The sequence below is a fragment of the Methylocaldum marinum genome, assembly GCF_003584645.1.
Lineage (GTDB): Bacteria > Pseudomonadota > Gammaproteobacteria > Methylococcales > Methylococcaceae > Methylocaldum > Methylocaldum marinum.
Genome location: NZ_AP017928.1, coordinates 2,837,838 through 2,859,386, shown reverse-complemented (window position 1 = coordinate 2,859,386; position 21,549 = coordinate 2,837,838). Strand labels below are relative to the sequence as shown.

15 protein-coding genes are annotated in these 21,549 nt (G+C 59.4%); 6 read left to right on the top strand and 9 right to left on the bottom strand.

What is annotated here, in order from left to right:
• Positions 1 to 9: 9 nt before the first annotated feature.
• Positions 10 to 2,175, top strand: a complete 2,166-nt coding sequence (locus sS8_RS12530; protein ID WP_119629922.1) for an amylo-alpha-1,6-glucosidase — start codon at positions 10 to 12, stop codon at positions 2,173 to 2,175.
• 126 nt (positions 2,176 to 2,301) lie between these two features.
• Here sS8_RS12530 and sS8_RS12525 read toward each other — a convergent pair whose 3' ends face one another.
• The 3 genes from sS8_RS12525 to sS8_RS12515 all read right to left on the bottom strand — a co-directional run bounded on the left by sS8_RS12525 (position 2,302) and on the right by sS8_RS12515 (position 6,924).
• Positions 2,302 to 3,651 carry an FAD-dependent oxidoreductase gene (locus sS8_RS12525; RefSeq protein ID WP_119629921.1) on the bottom strand — a complete coding sequence of 450 codons (1,350 nt, stop codon included), beginning with the start codon at positions 3,649 to 3,651 and terminating at the stop codon, positions 2,302 to 2,304.
• A 219-nt stretch (positions 3,652 to 3,870) separates the two neighbouring features.
• A complete protein-coding gene (locus sS8_RS12520) occupies positions 3,871 to 5,886 on the bottom strand; it encodes a 2,3-oxidosqualene cyclase (protein ID WP_232020625.1) in 2,016 nt (671 codons plus the stop codon).
• A gap of 165 nt (positions 5,887 to 6,051) precedes the next feature.
• Positions 6,052 to 6,924, bottom strand: a complete 873-nt coding sequence (locus sS8_RS12515) for a hypothetical protein (RefSeq protein ID WP_232020624.1) — start codon at positions 6,922 to 6,924, stop codon at positions 6,052 to 6,054.
• Between the two features lie 442 nt (positions 6,925 to 7,366).
• Between sS8_RS12515 and ggpS the strand changes: the two genes are divergently transcribed.
• Positions 7,367 to 9,634: a glucosylglycerol-phosphate synthase gene (gene ggpS, locus sS8_RS12510; RefSeq protein ID WP_119629918.1), complete on the top strand. Its 2,268-nt coding sequence runs from the start codon at positions 7,367 to 7,369 to the stop codon at positions 9,632 to 9,634.
• Positions 9,635 to 9,643: 9 nt separating this feature from the next.
• Here the strand turns inward: ggpS and sS8_RS29180 are convergent, their stop codons facing one another.
• Positions 9,644 to 9,790 (bottom strand): hypothetical protein, encoded by a 147-nt coding sequence (locus tag sS8_RS29180; protein WP_232020623.1) that lies wholly within the window; start codon positions 9,788 to 9,790, stop codon positions 9,644 to 9,646.
• 521 nt (positions 9,791 to 10,311) lie between these two features.
• On the opposite strand from sS8_RS29180, the gene sS8_RS12500 reads away from it, so the two are divergent.
• Together sS8_RS12500 and sS8_RS12495 are read left to right on the top strand one after the other, a co-directional pair.
• Positions 10,312 to 11,928 carry a cytochrome P450 gene (locus sS8_RS12500; protein WP_119629917.1) on the top strand — a complete coding sequence of 539 codons (1,617 nt, stop codon included), beginning with the start codon at positions 10,312 to 10,314 and terminating at the stop codon, positions 11,926 to 11,928.
• A gap of 14 nt (positions 11,929 to 11,942) precedes the next feature.
• Complete coding sequence (locus tag sS8_RS12495; protein ID WP_119629916.1) at positions 11,943 to 13,571, top strand: FAD-binding oxidoreductase; 1,629 nt, start codon at positions 11,943 to 11,945, stop codon at positions 13,569 to 13,571.
• A 425-nt stretch (positions 13,572 to 13,996) separates the two neighbouring features.
• On the opposite strand, the gene sS8_RS12490 is transcribed toward sS8_RS12495, so the two are convergent.
• A complete protein-coding gene (locus sS8_RS12490) occupies positions 13,997 to 15,223 on the bottom strand; it encodes an RNA-guided endonuclease InsQ/TnpB family protein (protein ID WP_197716749.1) in 1,227 nt (408 codons plus the stop codon).
• Between the two features lie 15 nt (positions 15,224 to 15,238).
• On the opposite strand from sS8_RS12490, the gene tnpA reads away from it, so the two are divergent.
• Complete coding sequence (gene tnpA, locus sS8_RS12485) at positions 15,239 to 15,652, top strand: IS200/IS605 family transposase (RefSeq protein WP_119629915.1); 414 nt, start codon at positions 15,239 to 15,241, stop codon at positions 15,650 to 15,652.
• 176 nt (positions 15,653 to 15,828) lie between these two features.
• Here tnpA and sS8_RS12480 read toward each other — a convergent pair whose 3' ends face one another.
• The 4 genes from sS8_RS12480 to sS8_RS29950 all read right to left on the bottom strand — a co-directional run bounded on the left by sS8_RS12480 (position 15,829) and on the right by sS8_RS29950 (position 20,279).
• Positions 15,829 to 17,574, bottom strand: coding sequence for an alpha/beta fold hydrolase (locus sS8_RS12480; protein ID WP_119629914.1), 1,746 nt, complete (start codon positions 17,572 to 17,574; stop codon positions 15,829 to 15,831).
• Between the two features lie 18 nt (positions 17,575 to 17,592).
• The gene (locus tag sS8_RS12475; RefSeq protein ID WP_119632760.1) at positions 17,593 to 19,356 is read right to left on the bottom strand and encodes a GMC oxidoreductase; all 1,764 of its coding nucleotides are present in this window, start codon (positions 19,354 to 19,356) and stop codon (positions 17,593 to 17,595) included.
• A gap of 209 nt (positions 19,357 to 19,565) precedes the next feature.
• Entirely contained in the window at positions 19,566 to 19,988 is a 423-nt protein-coding gene (locus sS8_RS12470) for a DUF3262 family protein (protein ID WP_119629913.1), read from the bottom strand.
• A 120-nt stretch (positions 19,989 to 20,108) separates the two neighbouring features.
• The gene (locus sS8_RS29950; protein WP_408631177.1) at positions 20,109 to 20,279 is read right to left on the bottom strand and encodes an integrative conjugative element protein, RAQPRD family; all 171 of its coding nucleotides are present in this window, start codon (positions 20,277 to 20,279) and stop codon (positions 20,109 to 20,111) included.
• Positions 20,280 to 20,991: 712 nt separating this feature from the next.
• On the opposite strand from sS8_RS29950, the gene sS8_RS12460 reads away from it, so the two are divergent.
• On the top strand, positions 20,992 to 21,525 hold the full coding sequence (locus tag sS8_RS12460) for a MerR family transcriptional regulator (protein WP_119629912.1): 534 nt from the start codon (positions 20,992 to 20,994) through the stop codon (positions 21,523 to 21,525).
• Positions 21,526 to 21,549 lie beyond the last annotated feature (24 nt).

The window sequence follows — 21,549 nt, the reverse complement described above, 5'->3', positions numbered from 1 at the left end:
GGGTGATGCATGGAAGAGGGTACTTCCAACGAAAACCAGTGGTATGTGGCTGCCACCGCGCCGCGGACCGATGAACCGTCTCGCGTTCTAAAAGCCGAAGATACTTTCGGCATCTTCGATCGCCATGGCGATATTTATCAGCCGAGTTCGAGCGAGCAGGGGCTTTACCATGGCGGGACGCGCTTTCTTTCTCACCTGGAGCTGAGAATCAACGGGGAGCGCCCGCTGCTGCTCAACTCCACCATTAAGAAAGACAACAGCTTGCTTACCGTAGACATGACCATGCCCGATCTCTATGAGGGTGAAGTCCTTGTCATTCCGATGGGTAGCGTGCATGTGTTCCGGTCTGTGGTGTTGGCGAGCCAAACGCGTCATGAGCATCTGCGCTTGGTCAATTACGGTGATCGAACGGTCCTGCTGAACGTCGAGTTCAGATTTGCCGCCGATTATCGAGACATCTTCGAAGTTCGCGGCGTGCATAGGCCCGCTCGCGGCACATTGCTGACACCGGACCTGAAAAAAGATGCGGCGGTACTCGGTTATCGCGGACTGGACGGCGAGATGCGCCGGACGCACATTCATTTCCATTGGCGGCCCGATCAGCTTAATGCCGAGGGCTGCAGCACGGCGATTCGATTGGGGGTACGCGACGAGTGCCATTTGCACGTCTCGGTATGCTGCTCCAGCGATGGTGCTTATGTTTCGCCGGGGAATTATTACCAAGCCATAGACCGGCTCGGGGCAAATATCGTTGCGTCCCGATCGAATGTCGCCCAAATCGTGACTTCGAATGAGCAATTCAACGACTGGATCAACCGGGCAGCCGCGGATCTCGATATGCTGGTTACGGAAACGCCTCACGGGCCGTATCCCTACGCCGGAGTCCCGTGGTTCAGTACGCCTTTCGGCCGTGATGGCATCATCACCGCAATGCAGACACTTTGGATTCGGCCACAGCTCGCGAAGGGCGTAATCACTTATCTCGCCGCTACCCAGGCCGAGGCACTAGAATCGGAACGCGATGCCGAGCCCGGCAAGATTCTGCATGAAGCGCGATCCGGCGAAATGGCGGCCTTAGGGGAAATTCCATTCAAGCGTTACTACGGCACGGTGGACGCTACGCCGCTCTTCGTCCTTCTCGCCGGCCATTATTATCGCCGCACCGGTGACCGGGCACTCATGGAACAGATATGGCCCCATATCGAACGAGCACTGAATTGGATCGATCGCCATGGCGACTGGGACGGCGATGGCTTTGTCGAGTATGCCCGCCATAGCACAAACGGATTGATCCAGCAGGGATGGAAGGATTCCAATGATTCGGTTTTTCACGCCGACGGCAGTCTCGCTGCGGCGCCGGTCGCACTTTGCGAGGTTCAAGGGTACGTTTATGAAGCAAAACTGCTGGCGGCGGAGCTGGCCGACTTGCTGGGCCGGGATGAGTGGAGTCAGCGCTTGCGGCAACAAGCGGCAGCGCTCAAAAAACGATTTAATGAAGCGTTTTGGCTCGACGAACTGGATACTTTCGCGCTTGCTCTCGATGGCGACAAACGCCCGTGCGCGGTGCGCGCTTCCAACGCAGGCTACGCCTTATTCACCGGGATCGCGGATCCCGAATATGCGCGCCGCACCGCCGATACGCTCATAGCGACCGACTCCTTCAACGGATGGGGGATCCGCACGGTCGCGGCAGGGCAGTGTCGCTACAACCCGATGTCCTATCACAACGGTTCCGTGTGGCCTCACGATACCGCCATAGCAGCCATGGGCCTCGCGCGGTACGGTTTTAAGGACAAAGCTCTGAAGATTCTGACGGGCTTGTTCGATGCTGCCGTTTTCCTCGACTTGCATCGATTGCCGGAGCTTTTCTGCGGGTTCTCCAGGCTTCCCGGTCAGGGACCTACGCTATACCCGGTCGCCTGTTCTCCGCAGGCTTGGGCCAGCGGAGCAATCTTCCAGCTCTTGCAGGGGTGTCTCGGCCTGAGTTTCTCGCCGGAAACACCGCAAATCAGGTTTTATCATCCGCGACTTCCGCATTATCTCAACTGGCTGAGAATCAGCAACCTGCGCTTCGACGCCGGGGTGATCGATCTAGCCTTGACGCGCCATGCGCACGATGTGGGCATTAATGTAGAGCGCAAGGAAGGCGACATCGAAGTAACGGTCGTGGTGTGATGCGGACGATTCGTATTCCGACGGTCGCCGCGTGAGCTAGGTCAAAGCGGGTATCGGGCCCGGCCGTGGGCGAAATACCCGGAAGGTCTTTACGAGCCTGATTTATCGGCTCGCCCGGCTTCTCGATCAGTAAAGCCATTGGCGCATGGCCGCATATTGAAAGGCAAGGCTCTTCTGTATCAGCCTTAGCACTCCTCTGTGCCAGTCGGTGACGGTTTTTTCGACAAACCAACGGGGAAACAGCCGGAAGGCCTGGAGTGCTACCGTACCGTATTGAGTGGCGAGGGAGAAAATACTGCTGTCGACGGAAGAAAGCAGTGCCATGGAGCGAATCCGCGCCTTGTCGCTGGTGCGCCAATAGGAGAATATGCATTCCCGGAGCAATAAGGCTTCCGGCGTGCGTGCCAGAAACGCCTCGCGCAGCTCTTCAGCCAGGGTGCGACGAGTTAGCTCCAGACGGCCGCAACGGCCGGAATATCGGCGCAGGGCGGCGGCTATGTCGATATCGGTCTCGCGGAGAGCATCCCGCAAGATCAATGCATCCTTGACCGCGGCAGTAATTCCCGAAGCGGTCAGCGGATGGCAGCAACCGCGCGCATCGCCGACCAGCGCGGCGTTCCCCTGTATGCTGGTGCTCGGTACGATGCAGAAGTTGGCTGCCGCCAAAGGTTTGTGCGTCGCCAGAACACGTTCGATATCGAGTTTGAACAGCGGGGGAAAGAGGCTGAGGTGAGTCTTGATCGATTCATTTGAGTCCGCGCCTTTGAGCACTTCAAACATGACTCTCGCTCGGCCTTGCCCGATCGCATAGGCGTAGGCGACGCCGGCGGAATTCAAAAAGATATTGCCATAGCCGTTGTTGGGCAGATGGGTGTCTTCCACTTCGAGACCCATCATTCCCGAGTAGCGGCGGGTCTCATGGGGAATCCCGATCATCTTCCGCACACGGGACATGGGTCCGTCGGCGCCGAGGATGAGCCGGGGGCAAAGTCGGATTTCATCCTGGTTCCGGCGCACGACCGCGGTGAACGTCCCATCGGAATTTTTCTCCATCCCTATGACCCGTGCGCCTATCCAGGCGGTGACGCCGGGAAAGTTCTGAACCTTTTCGAGCAAATGACTTTTAAGTACCCGGTGTTCGATCGCCCGACCCAAATGACGCATCCCGGGCTTTTTGCCGTAGCACAAGGTCACCGAGCCCATGGAATCGTCTTTTTCGGAGGGGAAAATCGCGAAACCCTTCACAGCAGAACCCGGCATCGAGCGGTCGTCCAGCAAGCCGAGGTCGCACAGACCCTCGATGCCGGGCGGATGGATCAGCTCTCCGGCGAGGCGTCGGCCATGAGCCGGGTCGGGTTCGATGATTAAGATGTTCAATTGCAACTGTGAAAGCGCGGCTGCGGCGGCAGCTCCGGCGACTCCACCGCCCGCGATCAGCACATCGAAATGTCCCTGGTCAACAAACCTGCCTTGCATAATTTCCTTCCAAAGTGTGGCGAGGTCAGCCGAAGAGGGCCGAGCCTCGGATGTTTAATTTCACCGGTCCATCGGTGAGTCGTTGTGACTCGGCATCAGGGCCGAGCCGGCTACTTCGGGACGCCTTTTAGCTGACTTCCGGTGCGAGTTCCCAGGCTGAATCGGAAAAGCGCATTTTCCGATCCAAAGTCGAAAAGCGCTTTGAAGGCGTATGTGCGGCTATGGTTGAGCCATCAGCCGCGCATAACGGGCCATTGCCCAAGTCGGGAAATAGGTGTGATAGAGACGATAATCCAGCATCGCCGAACCGAAGAAAACACCGTTCACCGTCTGCCGCGGCCAGCTGCCGTCCTCGATTTGTCGGTTCATCAGCCATTGGAATCCGCGTCGGATCGGCTCGCTGGCGGGTGGCAGGATATCGAGCAGCGCGAGCAGAGCCCAGCTCGTCATGACGACCTGGCTTTTAGCGTGCTCGATATAGCGGCCTTCAAGACAGCTTGAATAGTGCTCGCCCCAGCCGCCATCGGGCCGCTGTTTCCGTACAAGCCAACGCGCGGCCGCCTGAAGCGCCGGGTCTGCGGCCGGCACGCCGGCTGCTCGCAGTCCTCTGGTTGCATGATAGGTAGCATAGGTGTAATTGATGCCCCAGAACCCCGGATAGGATCCATCGGAAAGCTGGTGCCGGCGCAGGAAAGCCACGGACTTGCGAACCGAGCGCTCGATTTCTCCACGGGGGAAATCGGGGTGATGTTTCCGATAATGCGCGAGAGCGGCAAGCGCCGACCCCGTGCACTCGATATAGGAAAGCTCAGTCATGCATTGGCCGAACATTTCGGACGGATTCACCCATTCGAGCAGCTTGCCGCCGCGCCGGCGTTCGTACGTTCCGAAACCGCCATCCGTATTCTGACGCGACAGAATGAAGCTGACCGCCTGGCGCAGGCGCTCGGGTTCCAGTGGATTCGCCACGGAATGGGTGGGGAGTTCGTAGAGTGCGAGCAGAGCGCTCAGCGCTTCCGCAGTGCAATCGCTCACGGGCCAGCGGTGCCGACCGTCCGAAAAACACCAGCCGCCGAGTGCTGGATCGCGCCAGGCGGTGTCATAGTCCGGTAGGTCCGGTAGTTCCTCGGCTATCTGCGCGTTCTTGAGAAATTCATGAGCCCGATCGAGCGCTTCCGCCGTACCTTCGACGGCCACAGGCCCCTCGATCAGGGCTTGAACGGCGAACGCCGTATCCCAGGTATTGGAGCGAGCGCCCGCGTAACGGATGCCTTCCGCCTCATCTTCCCAGCGCCAGGCCTCGACGCCTTCGAGGCTGGGCTGGAGATCCGGGTGCTCCGGCTCGCGAGCGAAAATGGCAAGACAGTTCAGAAGTCCGCTGACGGGAGATATGCCCTGATAGTGCGTAACCCGTTGCTCGTAAAGAATTCGGTCGAAGCACAGCTCGAGTGCCTTGCTCCGCAGCGCCGCGCCATGACGGTGCTCATACGCGGCCAGCAGTTTGTAAATCAGGCGCAGCACCGGGCTGATGCGGACATAAACATCGCTTGCGGCGAGAGTGTCTCGCAAAACGGCAAAATCGACGGTTTCGTACGGCTCGGTGTAAAGCTCCTTGCGCAATTCGTCGCGGAGCGTATCCGGCAGCTTTGCACGAAAACGCATGCCGCAAAGAAAGGCCATTCCGAGGTAAATCTGACGGGTGTGGCAATAGTAACGCCGCGGGTGGATCGGCAACCATTCCGGTAGCAGGAACAGTTCGGGCGGGATGGCGTTGAGTCCTTCGTAATCATAGAGATCCAGCATGGCCAGCCAGAACTTTCCCCAGGTGGGAATGCCTTTGACGCCGTCGGGATGGGTATGCAGCCAACGGCGCGCCATGACCAACATCGGCGAACCGGCGGGAACGCCGAGCAGTCTAAGGGCCACATAGCCGAGAGCGGTGAAAAAGACGTAGCCCGGCGATTCGGGGTGCATGCCCCAGGAACCGTCATCCAGCTGGCTGTTCTCGAAATGAAGGACGATGCGGGCTTTTTCCGCGTCGTTATAGGGGCGGGCCACCACTGCACGCACAATCACGGCCTGGGCGAGAATCATGGTGCACCAGACCATCTCCCCTTCCCAGTCGCCGGCGGGCTGCTGCAGACCGAGCAAATGCTGCAGTGCGCCGCGGCTGGCTTCTTCGGGCGTCCTGGTGCGCGCATGCCCGGCGTTGATTTCATTCCATTGACGCTTCACGAACATTGCCTAAGACCAATTGTAGACCGGCAAAGTACGAGGACCACCTTGTCTCCTTCCGGCGCTCGTCGATGGCGCACGGAAAACATTTTACAACATATTGATTGTGCGAGAATGTCGCACTGACGTCCAGTTCTCCTCACGAAATTGTTCGACCTGTTTTTGCTAAGCCCCAAGGAGCACCGTCCGAGCCATGGCGATCATCGCTTTCAGTTTTTTGCCCAAGTTTTGGCCTGGACGAATGGGAACGACTCCGGGGAGCGCTTGCCCGAGTGCCAATTTTCTCAACCTCTGCTTTACGGAAGCATCCAGCTTGCCATCGGCCGCCAGTTCCATGAACATCGCCCTGACATTACCGAGATCAAAGAAGTCGCGCTGCCAGCACCATTGATAGCCTCCGCCGTAGCGGAACCAGGAGCCGCCGATGCCGGCAACTTCATAATCGCTGCCGTCTTCCCTCTTCACTGGAGCGACCTGGCGCCAGATGCCGATCACTTCGCCCTGTTTCTCATCGATCAGGATCTTCTCATAAGGGTAACGCCATTTCTCGAATCCTTCCATGTGCGCCCCGAGTGCCCAGTCCTCGATTTGCTTTCGCCCTTTGGCGATGAACTCGCGGTTGGGCCCCATATTCCAGCCGTATTCGGCATTTTCGGTATACATTGCGCCGAGATGCCTGATCCAGTCTCCTTCTTCCTCCGCTCGGCGATTGGCGGCAAGCCAACGTTCGACCATTTCTTCCAACTCTTCACGGGGATAGGCAGACATTTCGGCTCCTTGGAGTGAGATGTTTTTGAACGAACCTAACGCGGCGCGATTCTGTGTATGTGACGCTCGACGTACCCTCTCCAAGTCAGCATCGCGCTGGCGATTTCTTTGATCCGTCAAAGAAATAACAAAACCACAAAATGCCAGCAGTGTAAAAAGATAGCAAGCGATAGCATGCCACATGCCGGGCAAAGGGAAAATCCGGTCAAGAGGATCAAGCAAATGTTCCAAAACCTCGGTTACTCGATCCCGTTCGTTGTCGTCAGACATTATCCTCAAGCGATTCAAACGGCGGCTGAGCGCCTCGAAGGCCCGGTCTTCACGCGTGACGCGGTGGGGTGCCGGACGACACTGGTGGCTCTGACGGTCGGTTCCAAGACAGGTTTTCCCGTTGATGGTGGATGTCGAGCGGCAAGGGTACCGGTGTGCGGGCGCTTGCGCCAGTCGCCGCACCCGCGTCCTTGACGGACTTTTCCATCAATATCGACTGCCGTTTCCGTCTTCACCCACCAATCGGCAATAAATGATCAATGTCGCATAACTGCATGAATTCATTCACTTAAGAAACCATGAAAACGCTGTTGTCAGAGCCGTAAAGGCACAGGATTGAATCAATAAGGGGCAATATTTGAACGGATTTGCGGTATACTCCCACCGCTTCGCCCGTCGGCTGATGTCGGCGCGCTCCCCTTTTCTAAACCGGAGACCGCGCATGCTGCTCGCCACCGATCTGGACGGTACATTCCTAGCCGGGTCCGCAGAAGACCGTCTGCGGCTGTACCAGCTGATAAATTCCCACCCTGATATCCACCTCATCTACGTGACCGGCCGCGGCCGCGAGTCGGTTCTGCCGCTGCTGTCGGACCCGACGCTGCCGATGCCGGACTACGTCATCTGCGACGTCGGCGCAACGATCGTCGATGGCCCCAACCAGCAGCCGCTCCAGCCGCTGCAATCGCAGATCGATTTGACCTGGCCGGGTGATCAGGCAGTGCTCGAGGCGCTCGGCGCACTCGACGAAGGCGTTGAACGCCAGGATGTGCCGCAGGAGCGGCGCTGCTCGTTCTACTGCACATTCGATGCAATCAGCGACCGCTTCCGCGAAGCGGTGGAGGCGCTCGGCTGCGATCTGCTGTACTCGGCAAACCGCTATCTCGACGTGCTGCCGCGCGGCGTCAATAAGGGATCGACCCTCAAGCGCCTGGTCGAGCTGCTCGATATCGATCCGGAGGACGTATTCGTCGCCGGGGATACGCTCAATGACCTCTCCTTGTTCGAGCAGGGTTTCAAAGGCGTCTGCGTCGGCCGCTCGGAAAGACCCCTGCTGGAGGCCACGGCAAACAACACGCGCGTACTGCATGCTTCGCGTGAAGGCTGCGGCGGCGTGCTCGAGGCGATCGAGCATTTCGGCTTTCTCGGCGTGCAAGGCATGCAGCAACACGCGCAGCCGGCAATCGAACCCGGACGATCGGAGCTGTTGATCGTCTACCACCGCCTGCCCTACGAGGAAGTCATCGAGAAGGGCGAGATCAAGCGGCGTCGGCCGTCCTCGCCGAACGGCATCATCCCGACGCTGATGAGCTTCTTCGACGACGGGCGTACCGGATCGTGGGTCGCCTGGTCGGTCAACGATCCCAAGCGCGGGCCGTTCGAGGAGTACACGCAGGTCGATGGAGGGCGTTATCCGAATCTCACCGTCTCGCGCGTACCGCTGACCAAGCAGGAAGTCGACACCTTCTACCGCAGCTTCTCGAAGGAAGCGTTCTGGCCTCTGCTGCATACGTTCTGGGAGCGCACGCGCTTCCGCGAAGACCACTGGCAGGTGTTTCTGCGCGTGAACCGGTCGTTTGCCGAGCGCGTCGCGCGCGACGCCGCGCACGGCGCGACGGTGTGGCTGCACGACTACAACCTGTGGATGGTGCCGGCGGTGCTGCGCGAGCTGCGCCCGGATCTGAAGATCGCCTTCTTCCATCACACCTATTTCCCGTCTGCCGATGTCTTCAATGTCGTGCCGTGGCGGCGACAGATCATCGCCAGCCTGCTGCAGTGCGACTATGTCGGCTTCCACATCCCGCGCCAGGTCGAGAATTTCGTCGACGTCGTACGCGGTACGGTGCCGATGCGCGCGCTCGAGGAAACGTCCGCGGCACCGCGCTTTCTCACTTACGGCTGCGCCGTCGGACTTGACCGGTACACGACCTGTATCGAGGCCGGCAACCGGGTTGTGCGTATGGGCGCGCATCCGGTCGGACTCGACGTCGGCCGCATCGAACGGATTTTGCGCCGCGAAGACATCCGCCGGCGCATGGAGGAACTGCGCCGTGAACTCGAAGGCACGCGCGTGCTGCTGTCGGTCGAGCGGCTCGACTACACCAAGGGTACGCTCGAGAAGCTGCTGGCGTTCGAGAAGCTGCTCGAAGCCCACCCGGAGCTGCAGGGCGGGGTCTCGCTGGTCACGATCTGCGTGCCGGCAGCGCGCGAGATGTCGATTTACAGGACCCTGCAGACTCAGATCGAGCAGGTGGTCGGTCGCATCAACGGCCGCTTCTCGCGTGTCGGCTGGATGCCGGTGCAGTTCTTCTTCCGGGCGGTGCCGTTCGAGGAACTGATCGCCTATTACGCAATGACCGACGTCATGTGGATCACACCCTTGCGGGACGGCCTTAACCTGGTCTCCAAGGAATTCATCACGGTGCAGGGCCTGACTGACGGAGGCGGCGTGTTGGTGCTGTCGGAGTTCGCCGGCGCCGCCGCCGAACTCAAAGGCGCGATCCTGACCAACCCGCACGATCCGGACGACCTCGTGCAGGCCTGTTACCTGGGTCTGAACATGGGAGGTGCCGAGGCCCGCGCACGGCTGCGGCAGCTGTTCGACGTCGTACAGTACTACGACAATCAGCGCTGGGCCGAGGAGTTCCTCAGCGCCGTCGACATGCCGATGCCGAATGCGGATGTCGCCGAGACGCGGCAGGCATCCTAGGGGCCCGGCTCACCGGAAGACCCATACCATCAGCTCGGTCACTGCGACCGGCACGCTGGCGCCGAGCAGCGCGGTTGCAGCTGTCAGCGCATCGCTGAGTGCGGTCGCGCGTGCCGAGCAGCAACTGCCACAACCTGCGAACAGCAGGCCGGCCACGCTACTCGGCACGTGTTGATACTGCGGGAGTTCTGCCTTAAAGCCGGCGATATGCGCTCCGTGGGCAACGGCGCCCGCTCCCGGGCCGGCGCCATCCTGGACAGCAACCTGTCGCAGCTCAAGTCGCCGTTCCGAAAGGTGACAGCCAATGTCTCTAAATCGGAACCGAGGATCAGATCCGGCGTGTGCGAATAGATCGGGGTAGTCCGTTTGCCTCGTGGTAAGTGGTTGATTGCATTGCCGCTGACAGGGGTCGGGAGGGTACGCAAGGTTCGCCAACGTGTCATTAATCCGGCCTACGCTGATGCCTGCAACCGTCTCGTCCCCGTCGTGCGCGAGCATCGGCTGTGGAACCGTGTTGGCCTGCATCAGCGCGATTACAGCGGATTGCGAGCAACAACGCCGCGGGGCAGCAAAATGTGCCGCAACGCGATTCTCTCGGTTTGCAAGGCGTACAATGCGCGATCTACCGGTCTTGGACTCCACCATCGGACGATAACGCCATCGGACAGAAATCGGCAATGGGTGAACGACAACTCAAAGAGCCCCCGAAACTCTCGGGCGCGCTCCCTCTCGCGGGACATATTTTCAGTTTCGGCAAGAATCCGCACGCTTTCATGATGCGGCTGCGCCGCCAACTGGGGGACGTGGCCGAATTCAGGCTGTTCCACCAGAGCATGGTTCTGCTGACCGGCACGGAAGCCAGCGAGGCGTTCTACCGCGCTCCCGACGAGGTACTCGACCAGGGACCCGCCTACAAGATCATGACGCCGATTTTCGGGAAGGGCGTGGTATTCGACGCGCCCATTGCCAGAAAAAATCAGCAGTTGCTGATGCTGATGCCGGCACTTCGGGATAAGCCCATGCGGACCTATTCCGACATCATCGTCGACGAGGTCGAGACTCTGCTCGATCGCTGGGGCGATTCCGGCGAGATCGATCTGCTCGAATTCACCAAGGAGCTGACGATTTACACGTCCAGCCATTGCCTGCTCGGGGCCGAATTCAGGTATGAGCTGAACCGGGAATTCGTGCGGATTTATCACGACCTGGAGCAGGGCATTCAGCCCATCGCCTATGTTTTTCCGGACTTGCCGCTGCCGGTGTTCCGCCGCCGCGACAAGGCGCGCGCAAGGCTTCAGCAACTGGTGTCCCAGATCATGGAGAAGCGCGCACGACAGGCGGAAAACCGCACCAACGTATTCCAGATGCTGATCGACGCCAGCTACGAGGACGGCAGCAAGCTGACCGCCCACGAAATTACCGGCATGCTGATCGCGGCCGTGTTCGCGGGCCATCACACCAGTTCGGGAACCACCGCCTGGGTGCTGATCGAACTGCTCCGCCACCCCGAGCATATGAGGTCCGTCGTCGCGGAAATCGAGGAGCGGTTCGGATCCGATGGCGCGGTCGATTTCGAATCGCTGAGACAGCTTCCAAAGCTCGAAAACGTCATCAAGGAAGTCCTCCGTCTGCATCCGCCGCTGATCATTCTGATGCGCAAGGTGATGCAGGATTTTTACGTCAAGGATTATGTCATCAAGGCCGGTAAGTTCGTCTGCGCGGCGCCGTCGGTGACCCACAGAATCCCGGAGTTGTTCCCCGATCCCGACCGGTTCGATCCGGACCGCTACTCCCCGGAACGTGCCGAGGACAGAGATCTGTTCGGCTGGCAGGCTTTTGGCGGCGGGCGTCACAAATGCTCGGGCAACGCCTTTGCCCTGTTTCAAATCAAGGCCATCTTCTGCGTGCTGCTCAGGCGCTACGAGTTCGAATTGGCCGGCTCCCCGGAAAGCTATCGCGACGATTACCGGAAGATGGTGGTCGAGCCCGGATCGCCTTGTCTCGTGCGCTATCGGAAGCGGCGCCGCACGGGGCTGAACGTGGCCGGAGAAGAGTCCGCAAGCATTCGCCCTGAACCGGCCGCCGGGAGTTTCCGGATCGTGGTCGACCGGGATCTGTGTAAGGGACATGCCCATTGCATGGCGGAAGCTCCGGAAATTTTTCTGGTCGACGAGAACGGACGCCTCGATGTGCTCGAAGAACGACCCGTGCCGGCACTGATCGAGAAAGCGAGAGCGGCGGAAAAATACTGCCCGACTCGGGCGATAAAAATCCTGGACGACCCGGAACCCTGATTCGAGGTAGGGCTATGACCAAGTTCGTACCCGGAGAAGCTCCGGTGAAAGTACCGGGCGATCGAACGTCCCGTGTTGTCGAATACCTGCTTACCCATTACCGCGGACTCTTCGCGACCCTCGTCCTCTTGCCCGTTTCGGCGTTGTACGCCGCGTATGTGTCGGCGCGCGAGCGAATCGTTTTCGCCCTCAAGAGTGCGCCCGCGAAGCACGATCAAAAAGTGCGGCGGGTGATCGAGCAGATCGAGGCGTGGAAGCGGGACGGTTGCCGGGAGAAGCTGTGCACCGCCCGCTCCGGCTGGAAAGCCATGAGCGAACTCGTGCCCAAATACAAACTGACCCATAGGAACATCGACGTCGGCCTGTACGACATCCTCGAAATCGATGAACAGCGCAGTCTGCTCAGGGTGGAGCCGCTGGCTACGATGGGCCAGATTTCGAGAACCCTGGTGGCTCGCGGATGGACCTTGCCCGTCGTCCCGGAACTGGACGACCTGACGGTGGGCGGCCTGATCATGGGTTTCGGCGTGGAAAGCAGCAGCCACAAATACGGATTGATCCAGCACATCTGCGCATCCTTCGACATCGTGACCGCCGAAGGCAAGCTGCTCAGGTGCAGCCCATCGGAGAACGCGGACCTTTACGACCTGATCCCGTGGAGCCACGGCACGCTGGGCTTTCTGGTCGCCGCCGAGCTGAAAATCATCCCGGCCCAAAAATACGTTCGGCTCCATTATCGGCCCGTTTATTCGCTGGACGAGATGGTGGACGTTTTCGAAGCGGAGAGCCGGGACACCGAGAAGAACGACTTTGTCGAGGGACTGGTCTACACCCGCGATCAGGCTGTCATCCTATATGGCAGCCTGGCCGGCGAGGCGGGAGCCGACGGACCGGTGAACGCCATCGGGCGCTGGTACAAGCCCTGGTTTTACAAGCACGCGGAAAGCTACCTCACGGCACGGAAAGAAGCTTGCGAGTACGTGCCGCTCAGAGACTATTTCCACCGCCATACACGAAGTTATTTCTGGGCGATGGAAGAAATCATTTCCTTCGGCAATCATCCCGTATTCAGATGGCTGCTCGGATGGGCGCTGCCGCCCCGGATCGAACTCTTGAAGTATACGGAAACGGAAACCACCCGGCGGCTCAGGGAACGGCATCACGTCGTCCAGGATATGCTGATGCCGATTCGATACCTGGCGGAATCGATTCGGTACTTCGACGAACATTTCCGGCTCTACCCGCTTTGGCTTTCACCCATGGCGGTCCGTGAGAACGAGTGCGGACTCGGGTTCATACATCCCTTTCGCGACGACGATGGCGTTTCGGACGACCTTTACGTCGACGTCGGCGCGTACGGCACGCCTCAAAAGGAGGGTTTCGACAACGCCCATGCCTTGCCCCTGCTTGAAAAGTTCGTCCTGGAGCACAGGGGGTATCAGGCGCTCTATGCCAGAACCACGCTGAGCCGGAAGAACTTCAGGGCCATGTTCGATCACAAGGACTACGACCGGCTGCGCGAGCGGCTGCCGTACTGCAAGCAGGCCTTCGACGAGGTTTACGACAAGGTATCGTTAAAGGGCAGAACCTCGCCGGTCGAGCTCAGGCGGATGGCAAAGGCAAAGCCTCGGAGTCGCCAATAATAAGGGCTTCCAAAACGCCGATACGGATACCCGAAAAAATCGTCTTCTGTAGAGAAGAGCCGGTAACTACTTCCAAATCGCTTTCAATAAGGCATTCATTTTTGAGAGGGTGGGTTAGGCCGCAAGGCCGTAACCCACCGAGCCGCCTCGGACCTGTCCTGAGCCCAGTCGAAGGGTCGGTGGGTTTCGCGCCGCTGAAGGGCTAATCCGCCATCGATGGGTTTCGCTTCGCTCGACCCATCCGACGATTAATATTCACTCGAATGCCGAATGGAATAAGCCTGTCGGCAAAGACTTCCCGGGCGATGTCCGAACACCCGGGGCGGATGTGCCGATCCGCGGCCGTGGTTGCCAACCGCGGATCGATACCTATCGGCTTCATTTGACATCCTCCCCGGCCTGAAGGCCGGAGATTCCTACGGCGCTCAGGGGCGGCATTGAGCCGCCCCTGAGTCGCTTCGGTGGGTTCCTGCTGCTGGCGACCCTACTGCATCGCTCACTTCACAGGCGAACCGGGCGTGTCCCGCCCTTAGCACATTGATCGCGCCGACCACATCGGCGTTTTCCTCGAAGCCACATTCCACACACGCAAATCGGGCTTGCGTCTGCCGGTTGTCGGCAGACACATGGCCGCAGCACGGACAGGTACGGCTCGTGTTCTGTGGCGGCACTGCAACCAGCCAGCCGCCTTGCCACGCCAGCTTGTAATCCAGTTGGCGGCGGAACTCGAACCAGCCTTGATCGAGGATGGACTTGTTCAGGCCAGACTTGGCCCGAACGTTTCGTCCCGGTTGTTCGGTAGTACCTGCCGCTGACCTGGACATGTTCCGTACCTGCAAATCCTCGATACACACCATCGCGTGGTTTTGGCTGATCGCGGTCGAGGTCTTGTGCAGGAAGTCGCGGCGGGCGTTGCCGATGCGGGAATGAATGCGCTGGACGCGGGCTTTCGCCTTCTTCCAGTTGTTGCTGAACTTCACTTTGCGGGATAGTGCTTGCTGTGCCTTGCGCAAGCGTGTCTCATGCCGCTTGAAGCTGTTGAGCGGCGCGTGGAACGTGCCATCCGAGAGCGTAGCGAACCGGGCCAGCCCCATGTCGATGCCGACCGCGCCACCCTGCGGGATGGGCTGCTCGACCTCGCGCTCGGTCTGGATCGACACGAACCACTTACCGCCCGACAGGCTGACGGTGACGTTCTTCACCGTACCCAGCACATCCCGGCTATTGCGATAGCGCAGCCAGCCGAGCTTGGGCAGGAAGATGCGACTGTTGCCCTGATCGAGCTTGATCTGTTTCGGGTCGGGGTAGCGGAAGCTGTCGCGCTGGCCTTTCTTCTTGAAACGTGGAAAGTCGGCCCGCTTGGCGAAGAAGTTGCTGTAGGCCCGCTCCAAATCCTTGAGAGTCTGTTGCAGCGGATGCACTGGCGCATCCGCCAACCACGCCGTTTCATCGCTGTTGCGCCACTCGGTGAGCAGCTTGCATAGCCCGGCGTAGCCCAGCTTCTTCTCTCCGCGCTCGTAGCGCTCTTTCTGCAACGCCAGCGCCTTGTTGTAGACGAACCGGCACGAGCCAGCGAAGCGGCGCATCTGGCGCTGCTGCTCGCCGGTCGGGCGTAGTTCGAATGTGAAGGCTTTGAGGCGTTGCATGCGCATAGTATAGTTTGGTCTATGAACAATGACAACGATATAAGGCATGGACGGCACTGCGTTTTCAAAATGCACGTCCACTTGGTCTTTGTGGCGAAATATCGCCGCAGGGTATTCGATGGCGACGCCATCAACCGGCTGCGCACGATCTTCGCCAAGGTCTGCGCCGACTTCGAGGCGCAACTGATCGAGATGGACGGCGAGGACGATCACGTTCACCTGCTTGTGGAATACCCGCCCAAGGTGGCTGTCTCCAATCTCGTGAACAGCCTCAAAGGCGTCTCCAGTCGCCTGCTGCGGAAGGAACGGCCCGACATCCAGAAGCGCTACTGGAAAGGCGTGCTGTGGTCGCCGTCCTATTTCGCTTCAAGCTGTGGCGGCGCGCCGATTTCCATCGTGCGCCAGTACATCGAGCAGCAGCAAACCCCACACTGAAACCCAAAGACAAGGACGGCTGCGCCGTCCGCGCTATCCTTCCCCGCCCTGAACGGCGGCGCTTGTCACGCACCGGGTCAAACGCCGGAATCGGCAGAATTTTGGACCGCCCGGATTCATCGGGCTTTCGATCCATTCAGGCGATCAACTGCCTTTTCCGGGATGATGGCTGTCGCCTAGTTTCGCTGGCTTTCCAGGAATTGCAGGAGACGCGGAAAAATATCCACATGGACGTTTTTCCCCATGAACACATCCTGGTGGCCATAACCGGGAAACACATGCAGTTGGTGCCGCCCCGGCACGATTTTTTCCAGCCGCTGGTGGCAGACGATATTGGAATCGGTGAACACGTGATTCTCCTGGCCGGTCATGAACAATACCGGCGTCTCGATGTCGGCGGCATAGGCGAAATAATTGTCGGGCAGGGCTTGATACTTGGCATCGCCGGGCTCGAATTTCACTGCCGTGCTGCCGGCCTGAACCATCTTTCGGACATGGCGGTAGTAATGCACGCTGACGCCGCCGTACAGATCGCCGCCGCGCCTATGGGTGACGTCGAGCAGGTTCTCGTGGCTGTACAGAGCCGGAAAGCCGGTGCCCCACATGAAGCTGAGCATATGGCATTCCGGGGAATCGCATTCCCGGTGGAAGAACGAAATCAGCCCGCCCAGAAGCTTTCCCATCGACCAGCCGGGCTCGCGCCGCCAATAAGGATTGATGTATTCGACGCTCAGCAGGTAATCGCAGAGGAACGGTCCCGCGGCGAGCTTGACTTTCGACCAGGCGGGCACCCGCGGGGTAAGGGACACGCTGTTGGCGATGACGCTGCGAATGCCGGTCACCGCTTTGCCGAACAGGCTCATCACGAACGATACCGATCCCAGGCAATGGCAGATCACGTGGATGCGCTTGCCCTCGCCGACCGCGCGGCGCACCGTCGCGATGGCCGCCGGATGATCGAACAGGGCGATGTCGTCCATGTTGTAGCGGTTGCGATGCAGGTTATAGGGATACCGGTTGCTCATGCGGAAGTCCATGGTCCAGACATCGGTGAAGCCGTGGTCCAGGAGGTACTGCACCAGATTGTAGTGCTCCGGCATGATGAACATGTCGCTGGACGTGGTCAGCCCGTGAATGATGACCACCACGTCGTCGCAAGGCGCCCGCTGGAACCGCAGCAGGCTCAGTCCCAACCGATCGGCGGTGGTGAACGGGTGGGTGGTGATTTCGGCATCGCGTACGCCTTCCGTGGTATAGAGCGGAATTTCGCGCTCGAAGGGACCGATCTTCGGCATCAGTGACGGCGCGTAGGTTTCCCACAAGGCACCGAAGAAGAATTTGCCGAAGCGTTCCATGGCGGAGAGCCGTGCCGGGAGGGTCGGCGCATCCGCGCGCAGCGTGGTCAGCTGGTGCATGAAATCGGGAAGCTCGATACGCAGAATGCCGGCGGCGAACAACTCCGCGCCGGCCTCCTGATCCGCCTGCAAATGGCCGCGATAAAGATTGGTGAACAGGGTCGTGGTGTCCTTCCAGACATCCGGACCGGCATTGTTCTGGATGCTCTTGAACCCGCTCAGGGTGAGCGGGCGGCCTTCGGAGTCCTCGAGAAACAGGCGATAGCGCATCTCCTTGCGATTCAGGTCGGCGGTATCGACGAACAGGTTGAAAACGCCTTTCAGGACCGGGCGCCGTCCGCCGACCAGGGAGCCCTGGACGTAGCCGATAGCCTGGGCCTGGTGTTCCGAAGACGCGAGAAAACCGTCCAGGTCCTCGGTCTTGATGATCAGGTGGAACATGAAATAGCTGCCGTCGGCCTCGCCCTTCCGGTAGCCGTCCTCGAACGAAGTCTCGCCGGCGGCAAGGTAGCCCTTCATTTCTTCGGTGAATTGGAAGCCGATGGGATTTTGAAGATTCGTACTCATGGCGGATGCCTCCGGGATTTAAGCGATGGATTTGGCGAGGTCGTCGCTGGGGAGATCGGGATTGCCGGTAATGCCCTGAGCGATCCACTCCGAGACGGCGGAAATGGTTGCGACCGGATTGGCTCCCACGGCGCTGGGCAGGACCGAGCCGTCGGCGACATAAAGGCCCCGGTAGCCGAAAACTTGGCCCCGATCGCTTTCGCCGGCGCTGACGACGCCTTCCTCGGGGCTGTCCGCGAGGATGCAGCCGCCGAGTGAATGCACCGTGATGTTGTTGCGGATGGGCCAGTTCCAGGTGGGCAACGGCGTGAACAGCCAGGATTGGATGAAGTTTTTGAATTTTTCCCCGCAATCCAGAATGGCCTGATAAAGGGGCATGCTGGTTTCCTGCGGCCAGTCGAGGTCCAGGTGTCCGTCCCTGAGGGTCAGTACGCCGTCGCCCTTGTCGAGTCCCATGCACAGCAGCACGCTGCTGCGGTAGGAAACATCGCCCTTGAGCATCTGATAGAAGACGTCGCCCATGGATCCCGTCCACTTGCCGCCCAACAGGCTTTGCCGAATGTAATGCCACAGGGTTTTGAGCATCCGCCAAGCCTTTTTCAGCATCCCGAGCGGATTCACGCTCGGCTGTAAGCCCTCGGCGAACCAGGCGGCGAACGCGGGATAGCTGGCGTCTTCCAGGACAAAACCGCGGTTCGGGTCGTGTTTGTCGAACAGGTTGTAATCGGTGTACTGGGTAATCACCGGACCGTAATTGGGATCGGCCGGTTTCTTCCCTTCCACCACGAAGGACAGGAAGTCGCCGTTACCCGAAAAGCGTTGTCCCAGGCGCCGGCTGAGACGCGGCAGCGTGCCGTACAGGTCGCGGCAGCGCAGCAGCAGTTCGTTGGTGCCCAGGGTGCCGGCGGATACCACGACGCGGCGAGTGTCGACATGGGCGGGACCGTGATCGAGATGGCGGTAATAGACCCGATAACCGTGCGATCCGTCGGCGCTGCTATCCTCTTCGCCGCGCTCGTTCAACGGAACGATTTTTTCCGCCGGGCAGTCGGTTTGTATCCGCGCCTTGTGCACGTGTTCGGCGACGTAGAGATAATTGAGATCGAGCGTGTTCTTCGAGTGGGTGTTGCAGCCCACGTCGCATTCTCCGCAGTAAGTGCATGAGGTCTGCGCGGCACCGTAACGATTTTTCTCCTGAATGCCGATGGGAGTGGGGTTCTCGAAATCGTTGCCGAAAAAGACGCAGATGTCCGCCAGGGTGGAATTGCGCTGCTGGTTTTCGGCGAAACTCCGGAACAGTTCGGTTCGGACGATGCGGCGGCGGGGCTCCTCGTTCCACGCGGGAATCGGACGCGCGGCGAGAACCGCCTTGGCTACCCGGTAATAAGGCTGAAGGAAGGCTTTGTTTAGTCGCTTGGGCCAGCCGCGCTGGAACACCTGCTCCGGAGGCTCCAGAAAGACATTGGCATAAATCAGAGATCCGCCGCCCAGCCCGGCACAGACGACGGCATCCATGCGCGTGTAGTTGCGGATGTCGAACATGCCGCGTAGGGTTCGTTTGCGGATGTGCCCGGGACGTTTCACCGCCTCGTCCGGCAAATTCCAGAAATTGGCGGCCATTTGGTGTGGCGAGCGGGGGAACGATCCCATCGGATAGCGCTTGCCGCGTTCCAGCAGCAATACCCGATCTTTCCATTTTTGCGCCAGCCGACAGAAGCTGATGGAACCGCCGAAGCCGCTGCCTATGACGACCGCTTCGAGCAGTGGGGCTTGTGAACTCATGGTCTCCTCCTTAGTTTTCTTATTGGTCTTCGTGAGGGGCATCCAAGCACGTCCGATTCATGGGTATTGAAACGGATATCAGGCACGCTGTCCCTAAAGTCGTACCGAAGTCGATAGGCCGATTCCGTACCGGAAGCTCCGAACGTTATCGGTCGTAGCATCGACGGCATCATCAGTGTAGGGGAGAAGCGACAAGGTTCAACAATTATTTAACGATCAATGTCTCTCCGAGGCGACGGGGCCGTGCCCGGTGCAACCGGCGCGGGCAGAGCCGCCAGCGCCTGGCCGGCGGCCACGGCGAACACCAGGCCGACCGTTGACGGACCTTGAATCAGATGAGGTTTGTTGGGATGCATGTGTTCACACTCCGTTTCAGCGAGAAGAGGCCAAACGGCGCACCGGATCAGAAAGATCAGCAGCAAACTGAGCGCCGCCGCCCGCATCAGACCCCATTGCAGGTCCATCAGGCCAAGACTCCCGTCCCGCCAATCGCGCCACAGAGCGAAAGCGGTCCAGGCCAGCCAGACCAGGACACCCACGGCGGCGACCGAGACCACGGTCATTTGCAGCGTCGCGGCGTCGACTCCGGAACCCTGAACGAAGACGGCGGATGAAGCGGCGTCGATCGCCATCCGCCGGATTTATTAATCCAGCCCTTAAATACCCTATTGATTCCGTTCGGGCTGAGCTTGTCGAAGCCCCAAGCCGAGCGCCCTTCCACAAGCTCAGGGCGAACGTTATTTTGGGCCGGGTCAATAATGGCGGTAATCGCCCTTGAGCGGGAGAAACGATCTCGGTTCGGAGCGGGGTGTCTCGATGTGCTCCCGGATGCCGAGCTTGATGTACCCAAGATCCTGTTTGAGCCAGGGATAATGGAATTTGACGCGGGCATCCGGGTTGGCTTGCGCCTCGGCTTGGGCGATCAGCGCGTCAGCGCCTCGACCTCGCGAATCACCCGCGCCGCCCGCTTGCCGTCGTCATCGGCCAGGGCAACCGTCGCCCAAAGAAGAACCACGCCAAACCGCCCACTCCGCATCGGATCGTCTCCTGTTCCACTCGGAGTGAGAGAGTGCGGCGAATGGGAGATGAATTCAAAGGAAAACCGTTTGTTTGTGTGCAGCGGTTTTAGGAGAAGAGAAGAGAGTTTTGACTCCCGGACGGAAAACGGAATGTGTCGGGGTAGCTGAGGAAAACTAATCGTCACGTTCCTGCGAATGGTCCGAAAGCAGTTGTTCAGCGATCGTCAGTGATCGGTGGTTATGGCTTAGGGATGTGCGACGCCTGCCCGGCAAGTTTATTCGTAATCTGATGCCTTAGTGCGTATGGACAGGCGTCGCACATCCCTAACCAAACAGTCACTCGTGCCTAGTCATGGATTTCGCTCGAACGGCTGCTTTTGGGCGTATTTTTGAATTGGCACTATTGGTTGATTGTGTCGAAAAAGTCGGTATTTAAGTGCAAGGGTCCGACTTAGGTGGTGGAATCCTGTCTAACTTAATGATTAATGTAAAAAAATCGCGATTATCCGCGGCTCGCTAGAAATTCTCGGAAGAGACATTTGTTAGGCGAGAGATCGGGTGATATACCCATTCTTGGTAAAAGGTCGGGTATAATATCCGAACTTAGGAGGTGCCCATGTGTTATGTCACGACCCCAGCTGCATCTAGACTCACTGGCCTGTCGGTTGACAAGCTGCGTGAATGGACCAGCCGGCGAGCCTTGGTACCAGCCGACATTCGACCGAAGAAAAAGGGATCTCCAGCACAGTTCAGTTGGCAGACGATCTTAGTCCTTAGAATCGCGGTTACGCTTCGTGAACGGTTTCATTTGGAGCTGCAAGCCCACAAGACCTTCTTGTCGGGCTTGCGCCGGCAATTACGCAGTACTTCGTTTGTCGCGTTATGGGGGCAGACATTGGCACTTCTCGGCGACGACAGTTGGAAGCTCATTAATAACGAAAGCGAGGTGGCCTCTGATGATGCCGTCCTACTCCGCCTCGATCCGCATCTTGCCGCAATATCGGCCGGCTTCGCTCTGCCAAACCCCTCAAGCCTGAATGGCCAACTCGACCTGTTCTCGCTGCCGGCTGTGCATGGCGCCCAGCGAGGATCGGTCGTTGATCATATCAGTCCTTCTTCGACGGCCTCCGGTCGCAGGCGGTCAGCATGACAGGACGGTGCGCCCAAGCTTGGC